This is a genomic window from Streptomyces hirsutus (genome assembly GCF_001418415.1).
GTDB classification, from domain to species: domain Bacteria; phylum Actinomycetota; class Actinomycetes; order Streptomycetales; family Streptomycetaceae; genus Streptomyces; species Streptomyces hirsutus.
In genome coordinates this window covers 1-9,038 of record NZ_LIQT01000266.1, presented here as the reverse complement: position 1 = coordinate 9,038, position 9,038 = coordinate 1, and the positions used below count along the sequence as shown (strand labels likewise).

Genomic DNA, 9,038 nt, shown 5'->3' with positions numbered 1-9,038 from the left:
GCACCCGCGTCCCGCCCTGCGCGACGGCTCGCGCCGCCTGCGCCGACCCGAGCACGTCTTCTCCCTCGGTGCGGCCGGAGGCCGTTCCCACGGTTGCGGCTGCCGCCGAGCCACCCGAGGGCCGAGCTACCCGAGGAACGACAGCCGGACCCGGCGCTCGGGGTTGTCGCGGTTGGTGTCGACCAGGCACACGGACTGCCAGGTGCCCAGCTCCAGTCGGCCGTCCAGCACGGGCAGGGTGGCGTGCGGCGGGACGAGGGCGGGCAGGACGTGGTCGCGGCCGTGGCCGGGGCTGCCGTGGCGGTGCTGCCAGCGGTCGTCGGCCGGCAGCAGGCTGTGCAGGGCGGCCAGGAGGTCCTCGTCGCTGCCCGCACCGGTCTCGATGACGGCGATGCCGGCGGTGGCGTGCGGCACGAAGACGTTGAGCAGTCCGTCGCGGCCCCCCGCCACCTCCCGCAGGAAGGACTCGCAGTCACGGGTGAGGTCGACGATCCGCTCCGCGGAGCCGGTGGCGACGTTCAGGACCCGGGTGTCGAAGGCATCTGACATAGCTTCCATCCTGGCCCATGCGCCGGGGGTCTTCGAGGAAGGGAGCCCTCGAGTGGCGGTAACCGCTCGGGGAAGATCTCCACCCCCGGCAGCGTTAGTAGAAATGTGAACTACATCAGTGAGGCCGAGGCGGCCGAGGTCCAGGCAGTCGTCATAGGCGCCGGACAGGCAGGACTGTCCAGCGCCTATCACCTGCGGCGCACCGGTTTCGAGCCGGAGCGCGACTTCGTGGTGCTCGACCACAACCCGGGCCCCGGCGGGGCCTGGCGGTACCGCTGGCCCTCGCTCACCTACGACAGGGTGCACGGGATGCACTCGCTGCCCGGCATGGAACTCACGGACGCCGATCCGTCGCGGCCGTCCTCCGAGGTCATCACCGAGTACTTCGACCGTTACGAGCGGACGTTCGACCTGCGGGTACGGCGGCCGGTGAAGGTGCGGACCGTACGGGAGGGCGTCGACGGGCGGCTGCTCGTGGAGACTTCGGCGGGCGCCTGGTCGACGCGGACGCTGATCAACGCCACCGGGACCTGGGACCGGCCCTTCTGGCCACGTTACGAGGGCCAGGAGACCTTCCTGGGGCGGCAGTTGCACACCGCGCAGTACCCCGGCCCCGAGGCGTTCGCCGGGCAGCGGGTCGTCGTGGTGGGGGGAGGCGCCTCGGCCACGCAGCATCTGCTGGAGATCGCCCCGTACGCGGCGGACACCACCTGGGTGACCCGGCGGCCCCCGGTCTTCCGCGAGGGCCCCTTCGACGAGGAGGCGGGACGGGCTGCCGTGGCACTGGTCGAGGAGCGGGTACGGCAGGGGCTGCCCCCGCGCAGTGTCGTCTCGGTGACGGGACTGCCGCTGAACAACGCGATCCGCCGGGGCATCGCCGACGGCGTACTGGACCGGCAGCCGATGTTCGACCGGATCACGCCGGAGGGGGTGGAGTGGAAGGACGGGCGGCGGGTGACGGCCGACGTCATCCTGTGGGCCACCGGATTCCGTCCGGCCATCGACCACCTCACTCCGCTGCGGTTGCGGGAGGCCGGTGGCGGCATCCGCGTCGAGGACACCCGGGCGGCCGCCGACCCCCGCGTCCACCTCGTCGGCTACGGCCCCTCGGCCAGCACCGTCGGCGCCAACCGCGCCGGGCGCGCGGCCGTACGGGACATCAGGCGCCTGCTGGCGGAGGAGCGCGTCACGGTCTGATGCCGGCCGACGGCGGAGGAGCACGTCGCGGGCCGGCGCCGACGGCCGGCGCGGGCCGCCTCACTTCTCCCCCGGCTCCGCCTGCTTCTCCTTGCGCTCCTGTCCCTGCTCCTGCTTCCCCTTCTGCTGCCGACTGCTGAACTCGGCGAGATCGCTCCGATGCTTGTTGTAGTCGGCGGTGAAGCGGGTGTCACCGGGCTTGACCGTGATGAAGTACAGCCAGTCGCCCGGCGTCGGGTTGATCGCCGCGCGCATCGCCTCCTCGCCGGGGTTGTCGATCGGGGTGGGCGGCAGCCCCATCCGGGCATAGGAGTTGTAGGGGCTGTCGGCCGCGATGTCCCTCTCCTTGACGCCGGGCGTCGAACGGCCCAGGGCGTAGTCGACCGTCGAGTCCATCTGCAGCGGCATCCCGCGCTCCAGACGGTTGAAGATCACCCGGGCGACCTTGCCCATGTCGGCCTTGGAGGACGCCTCGGCCTGGACGATGCTCGCGATGGTGACGGCCTGATAGACGTTCATCGCGTTGCGCTGCGCACCGGCGGCGGTCGGGGCTCCGTTGAACTTCTTGTTGGCCGTCTCGACCATCAGCGCCAGCAACTGCTCCGGGGTCGCCTTCTCCTTCAGCGGATACGTCGCCGGGAAGAGGTAGCCCTCCGGGTTCCCGTCGGCGTCGCCCGGCAGCTTGAGTTCGACCTTCGCGAGGGACTTCTTCGTAGTCCCCGCGGGCAGTTCGAGGGCCTTGTCGACCGCCGCGTACACCTGGCTCGCCCGTCGGCCCCCCGGGATGACCAGGGTCGTGGGGCGGGAGTCGCCGTCGTCGCCCAGGATGAGCAGGGGCACCGCCACGGCGGTACCGGCCACGACGGCCCCGGTCGCGACGAGGGCGAGCCGCCCCCGGCGCGTCAGTCGGATCGAGTTCCGTGACGGAGTGTTCGTCTGCATGCGGGCACGGTAACCCGCACATCCTCACAAACCCGGCATATTTTCATCTTGTCGGCTCCAGTTGGGCGTCCCTGCGGACCAGTGCCGCGTACCTCCCGTCCCGCTCCAGGAGTTCCTCGTGCGTGCCGCGTTCGACCGCACGTCCCGCGTCGAGCACCACGATCTGGTCGGCGCCGCGGACGGTGGAGAGCCGGTGGGCGATGGTGAGCGTGGTGCGGTCGGCGGACAGCGCGTCGAGGGCCTGCTGGACGGCGGCCTCGGTACGGGTGTCGAGCGCGCTGGTGGCCTCGTCGAGAACGAGCACCGGAGGATCGCGCAGAATGGTCCGGGCGATCGCCAGGCGCTGCTTCTCGCCGCCGGAGAAACGGTGGCCGCGCTCCCCCACGACGGTGTCGTATCCGTCGGGCAGAGCGGCGATGTGGTCGTGGATCTGTGCCGCCCGTGCCGCCGCGTGGAGTTCCTCGTCCGTGGCGTCGGGCTTCGCGAACCGCAGGTTGTCGGCCACGGAGGCATGGAAGAGGTACGTCTCCTGGGAGACGACGCCGACCGCGCGCGCCAGGGTGTCGAAGTCGAGGTCGCGCACATCGACCCCGTCGAGGGTGACCCGGCCTCCGGTGACGTCGTACAGCCGTGGCACGAGGTGGCCCAGCGTGGACTTGCCGGCGCCGGTCGAGCCGACCACCGCGAGACTGGTGCCGGCGGGGACGACGATGTCGATGCCGTCGAGGACGGGGCCGCCCTTGCCGTCGTAGCCGAAGGTGACGTTCTCGAAGCGGACCTCGCCGCCGACCCGGTCGAGGCGGACCGGGTCCGTCCGTTCGGTGATGTCGACCGGGAGGTCGAGATACTCGAAGATGCGCTGGAACAGCGCGAGCGAGGCCTGGATCTGCACCCCGGTCGACAGCAGGCTCACAGCCGGCCGGAACAGGCCCTGCTGGAGCGAGACGAAGGCGACGATCGTCCCGATGGAGACCCCGGGGCCGCCCGTCCGCAGGGCGAGGCCCGCTGTCCAGTAGATGACGGCGGGCATGGCGGCCATGACGATCGTGATGACGGCCATGCGCCAGCGGCCGGCCATGCTCGACCGCACCTCCAGGTCCACCAGACGGTCGGACTCCTCAGCGAAGGCACTGGTCAGGGAGTCGGAGCGGCCCATGGTGCGGCCGAGCAGAATGCCACTGACCGACAACGACTCGGTGACCGTGGCGGCCATCGAGGCCATCTGCTTCTGCCGCTGGGTGGTGATCCTCTTGCGTTCGTTTCCGACACGACGGCTGATCCACACGAAGGCCGGCAGCAGGACCAGCGAGACGACGGTCAGCCGCCAGTCGAGGACGAGCATCGCGACGACGGTGGCGACGACGCTGGTGAGGTTGGAGACCAGGGAGGTCGCCGTGGAGGTCACGGTGGCCTGCATGCCGCCGATGTCGTTGGCGATGCGGGACTGGACCTCGCCGGTGCGGGTGCGCGTGAAGAAGGCGAGCGACATGCGCTGGAGCCGGTCGTAGACGGCGGTGCGCAGATCGTGCATGACGCGCTGGCCGACGGTCGTGGAGATCAGCGTCTGGAGCACGCCGAAGACGCTGGTGAGGACGGCGCTGAGGATCATGCCGAGGGCCAGCAGGCTGAGCAGTCCGGTGCGGCGCTCGGGGATCGCGACGTCGAGGATCGCCTTGAGCAGGAACGGGGTGGCGACCGAGACGAGCGACGCCGCTCCGACGAGCAGGCCGACGATCGCGAGGCGGCCCCGGTAGGGGCGGAACAGCCTCAGGATGCGGCGCACCTGCCGTGGCTGCTCCTCGGCACCCGCGGGTGCGCTCCAGGCGGGTTCGTGGTCGGGGTGCATGGTCTCCTTCGAGGGCTCGGGAGCGGGAAGCGGGGCGCGGGAGCCCGGGACCGCCAAGGGCACACCGTGGGGCACCTGGACAGCGGAGCCTAGCTCATTGTTACCTATACTCACAATGAACGACGTCCTGATATTGTTCCGCACATGACCACCCCCGACCCCGAGGGCCTGCTGGCCGAGCAGCTGCTTCGGCTGACCCGCCGGGTGCACCGCATCCAGAAGCGCCATCTGGTGCGGAGCGAACTGGGCATCACCCCTGCCCAGTCCCGATTGCTGCGCACCCTCGCCCACTACGCCTCACCGCCCCGCATGGCCGACCTGGCGGAGCGGCTGGAAGTGGTGCCGCGAGCCGTGACGACGCTGGTCGACGGGCTGGAGGCGAGCGGCAAGGTGCGGCGGGTGCCCGATCCGGCCAATCGGCGGGTGATCCGGATCGAACTCACCGACGACGGACGCGCGGCCCTGCGGGAGCTGCACGCCGCACGCAGGGCCGCCGCGGAGGAGATCCTGGCCCCGCTGGCGGACGAGCAGCGCGAGGTTCTCGGCGAGCTGCTGAACACGCTGGTCGACGGGACGGCCGCCGTCCCGCCGCACCCCGACGCGTCCTGCTGAGACACCGCGCCGAAGTCGCTGCCGGGGCCCGGTGCCGTCGTCGGCCGGCGGGATCGGGCAGTGTGCCCCGAGGTTCCCGTCCCGTGGGTCGAGCCGGTTCTGTGCGCCGTCATGGAAAATCGTTTGCCTTGCGGTACGCAACGGCGTCAACCTGTCACGGTTTGCTGTCGCCGCCGTCCGAGAACGGCGCGCGGCCCCCGCCTTTGCGAGCCCCTGGGACGTCATGCAGATACAAGACCTTCCGTATCCCGACCCGGGCGTGCCCGACGCCCGCTCGGGCCCCCGATTCCTGCGGTGGCTCTTCCGGAATCAGCTCCCGGGCCAGATCAAGTCCCTCGCCTGGGGACTGCTGCACTTCGCCTCCGTCGCCTCGATCCCGTTCTGTGTGGGCATCGGCGTCCAGGCCGCCGTCGACCGTTCCGGCGGCCGGCTCGCCCTGGCCGGCGGACTCATGGCACTGGCCTGCGTGGGCAACGCGGTCGGCGACACCTTCCTGCACCGCGCCGCCGTCACCAACTGGATCACCGCGGCCGCCCGTGTCCAGCAGCTGCTGGCCCGCAGGACCGCGACGCTGGGTTCCGCGCTGACCCGGCGTGTCGCGGCCGGCGAGGTCGTAGCCGTCTCCACCGGTGACGTCGAGAAGATCGGCTGGTTCGTCGAGGCGCTGTCCCGGTTCACCGCGGCCGTGGTCACCATCGTGCTGGTCTGCGTCGGCCTGCTCGTCTACCAGCCCGCGCTCGGTGTGGTCGTCGTCGTGGGCCTGCCCCTGCTGGCGCTCGCGGTCCTGCCCCTGCTGCCCCACGCCACCCGGCGGGCCGACGTCCAGCGGGAAAAGGCCGGACGGGCCACGGAACTCGCCTCGGACACCGTCGCCGGACTGCGTGTACTGCGCGGCATCGGCGGCGAGGAGCTGTTCCTCGACCGCTACCGCCGCGCGTCCCAGGAAGTCCGTCACGCTGCCGTGCGCAGTGCCCGGATGTGGTCCCTGATCGCCGCGATCCAGGTACTGCTGCCGGGAATCCTGCTGATCACGGTGGTCTGCTACGGCGTTCATCTGGCCCGTCAGGGGCGGATCGCCGTGGGTGAACTGGTCACCGTCTACAGCTCGGTGATGCTGCTCGCGTATCCTCTGCGCCACTTCGAGGAGATCGCGATGGCCTACTCCTTCTCCCGGCCGTCGGCCAAGCGTGCGGCGCGTGTGCTGTCGCTGGAACGGGCCGTGGACGCCGCCGGGGCGCCCGGCCCCAAGGGACCCGCGAGGCCCGAGAGGCCCTCCGGGGACCTGTACGACCCGGCGACCGGTCTGCTCGCTCCGGCGGGCCGGCTCACCGCCGTGGTGTGCGGGGACCCGGACGCGGCGGGACACCTGGCCGAACGGCTCGGCGGGCACGCGGCGCACGCCCCGAACACCGCTCGGAACGGCTCGGTGCTGCTCGGCGGCGTGCCGCTCGACGAGCTGCCACTGGACACCGCCCGAGGCTCCGTCCTCGTCCAGGACAAGGATCCGGTGCTGCTGTCGGGCACGCTGCGCGCACTGCTCGACGTCCCCGCGTCCGGGGCCGTCGGAACGCGCGAAGCGCTGGACGCCGCGCAGTGCGGGGACGTACTGGCGGCGCTGGTGCAGGGTTCGCTCGATGCCGCGGACCCGATGGACGCGCAGCTCACCGAGCGCGGGCGGTCCCTTTCCGGTGGCCAGCGGCAGCGGCTCTCGCTGGCCCGGTCGCTGGTCACCGACCCGGAGGTCCTCGTCCTGGACGAACCGACCTCCGCCGTCGACTCGCACACCGAGGCCCGTATCGCCGAGAGCCTGCGGGAACTGCGGGCAGGACGGACGACCGTCGTGTTCACCTCGTCGCCGCTGCTGCTGGACCGGGCGGACCAGGTGGTCTTCCTGCACGACGAGACGGTCGTGGCGGTCGGCGGCCACCGCGAGCTGGTGCGTACCGAGCCCCGGTACCGGGCCGTGGTGACCCGCGAGACGGAGGCCGAGGCCGAAACCGGGGACAGGACCGGGGCGGACGACCTGTCCGACCTGGACAAGCTCGTAGAGATCGAGGAGACGGCATGATCGGCGTGGCGCCACCGGCCTACGACCCGGCGGCCCCGACCACGGCCGGCACCCTGCCCGTGGGCGCGCCCGCCACCGTCCGCGCCTATGTGGGCGAGCTGCTCCGCAGGCACCGCAGGGCCTTCGTGCTCCTGATCACGGTGAACACCGTCGCGGTGCTCTCCTCGATGGTCGGACCGTATCTGCTGGGCGGCCTGGTGGAGCGGGTCCCGGACCGTACGCGGGAGCTCCACCTGGGACTCACCGCCGCACTGTTCGTGGCGGCGCTGGTCGTCCAGGCGGTGTTCGTGCGGCAGGTGCGGCTGCGCGGGGCGATGCTCGGCGAGCGGATGCTGGCCGATCTGCGCGAGGACTTCCTGGTGCGGTCGGTCGGGCTGCCGCCCGGCGTGCTGGAGCGGGCCGGGACGGGTGATCTGCTGTCCCGGATCACGACCGACATCGACCGGCTCGGCAACGCGATGCGCGAGGCGGTGCCCCAGCTCGCCATCGGTGTGGTGTGGGTGGTGCTGCTGCTGGGCGGCCTGGTCGTCACGGCACCCGAACTGGCGCCGGCCGTACTGGTCGCCGTCCCCCTGCTCGTGGCCGGCTGCCGCTGGTACTTCCGGCGGGCACCGGCCGCGTACCGTTCCGAGGCCGCCGGGTACGCCGCCGTGGCCGCGGTGCTCGCCGAGACCGTGGACGCGGGACGGACCATCGAGGCGCACCGCCTCAGCGAGCGCCGGGTGGCGTTGTCGGACCAGCGGGTCAAGGAGTGGACGGCCTGGGAGCGCTACACGCTGTGGCTGCGGTCGGTGCTCTTCCCCGTCATCAACATCACCCATGTGACCGTGCTCGGCTCGGTGCTGATGATCGGTGGCGTCTTCGTCCTGCAGGGCTGGATCGGTGTCGGCCAGCTGACGACCGGTGCGCTGCTGGCACAGATGCTCGTCGACCCGGTGGGGCTGATCCTGCGCTGGTACGACGAGTTGCAGGTGGCCCAGGTATCGCTGGCCCGGCTGGTCGGGGTCCGGGACATCGAGCCCGACGCCGGTGATGCCGCGCTGACCCCCGACGGACGCCATGTGCGCGCCGAGCGGGTGCACTTCGGCTACCACGAGGGCGTCGACGTGCTGCGCAAGGTGTCGCTGGAGGTCGCGCCCGGCACCAGGCTGGCGCTGGTCGGCCCCTCCGGGGCGGGCAAGTCCACCCTGGGACGGCTGCTCGCCGGGATCTACGCGCCCAGGGACGGCACGGTGACCCTGGGCAGCGCCGAGCTGTCCCGGATGACCGCGGAACGCGTCCGTACCCAGGTGGCGCTGGTCAACCAGGAGCACCACGTCTTCGTGGGGGCCCTGCGCGACAACCTGCGGCTCGCCCGGACGGATGCCGGGGACGCCGAGCTGTGGGCGGCGCTCGGCGCGGTCGACGCGGACGGCTGGGCGCGTGCGCTCGACGACGGTCTCGACAGCGAGGTCGGCTCGGGCGGGCTGGCGCTCACCCCGGCCCAGGCGCAGCAGATCGCGCTGGCCCGGCTGGTGCTGGCCGACCCGCACACGCTGGTGCTGGACGAGGCGACCTCGCTGCTGGACCCCCGCGCGGCCCGGCACCTGGAACGCTCGCTGGCCCGTGTCCTCGACGGCCGCACCGTCGTCGCCATCGCCCACCGCCTGCACACCGCCCACGACGCGGACGTCATCGCCGTCGTCGAGGAGGGCCGCATCAGCGAGCTGGGCAGCCATGACGAGCTGGTCGCCGCGGGCGGCGCGTACGCGGCGCTGTGGCGCTCCTGGCACGGGTGAGGGCCCGGGCGAGGGGACGAACGAGGGCTCGGGTGAGGGTGGGGTG

The 9,038-nt window shown here is 71.9% G+C and carries 7 protein-coding genes; 4 read left to right on the top strand and 3 right to left on the bottom strand.

Features of this window, described 5'->3' with window-relative positions; genetic code table 11:
- Positions 1-126 precede the first annotated feature (126 nt).
- Positions 127-549: a secondary thiamine-phosphate synthase enzyme YjbQ gene (locus AOK11_RS20195; RefSeq protein ID WP_055595128.1), complete on the bottom strand. Its 423-nt coding sequence runs from the start codon at positions 547-549 to the stop codon at positions 127-129.
- Positions 550-654: 105 nt separating this feature from the next.
- On the opposite strand from AOK11_RS20195, the gene AOK11_RS20190 reads away from it, so the two are divergent.
- A complete protein-coding gene (locus AOK11_RS20190; RefSeq protein ID WP_420903002.1) occupies positions 655-1,746 on the top strand; it encodes an NAD(P)-binding domain-containing protein in 1,092 nt (363 codons plus the stop codon).
- A gap of 60 nt (positions 1,747-1,806) precedes the next feature.
- Here AOK11_RS20190 and mltG read toward each other — a convergent pair whose 3' ends face one another.
- On the bottom strand, positions 1,807-2,688 hold the full coding sequence (gene mltG, locus AOK11_RS20185) for an endolytic transglycosylase MltG (protein WP_055595127.1): 882 nt from the start codon (positions 2,686-2,688) through the stop codon (positions 1,807-1,809).
- 43 nt (positions 2,689-2,731) lie between these two features.
- Positions 2,732-4,534: an ABC transporter ATP-binding protein gene (locus AOK11_RS20180; RefSeq protein ID WP_055595126.1), complete on the bottom strand. Its 1,803-nt coding sequence runs from the start codon at positions 4,532-4,534 to the stop codon at positions 2,732-2,734.
- Positions 4,535-4,678: 144 nt separating this feature from the next.
- On the opposite strand from AOK11_RS20180, the gene AOK11_RS20175 reads away from it, so the two are divergent.
- The 3 genes from AOK11_RS20175 to AOK11_RS20165 all read left to right on the top strand — a co-directional run bounded on the left by AOK11_RS20175 (position 4,679) and on the right by AOK11_RS20165 (position 8,992).
- A complete protein-coding gene (locus AOK11_RS20175) occupies positions 4,679-5,146 on the top strand; it encodes a MarR family winged helix-turn-helix transcriptional regulator (RefSeq protein WP_055595125.1) in 468 nt (155 codons plus the stop codon).
- Between the two features lie 223 nt (positions 5,147-5,369).
- Positions 5,370-7,214, top strand: a complete 1,845-nt coding sequence (locus AOK11_RS20170; protein ID WP_055595124.1) for an ABC transporter transmembrane domain-containing protein — start codon at positions 5,370-5,372, stop codon at positions 7,212-7,214.
- On the top strand, positions 7,211-8,992 hold the full coding sequence (locus AOK11_RS20165; RefSeq protein ID WP_055595123.1) for an ABC transporter ATP-binding protein: 1,782 nt from the start codon (positions 7,211-7,213) through the stop codon (positions 8,990-8,992). Before AOK11_RS20170 ends, AOK11_RS20165 begins: the two co-directional genes overlap by 4 nt.
- Positions 8,993-9,038: the final 46 nt, after the last annotated feature.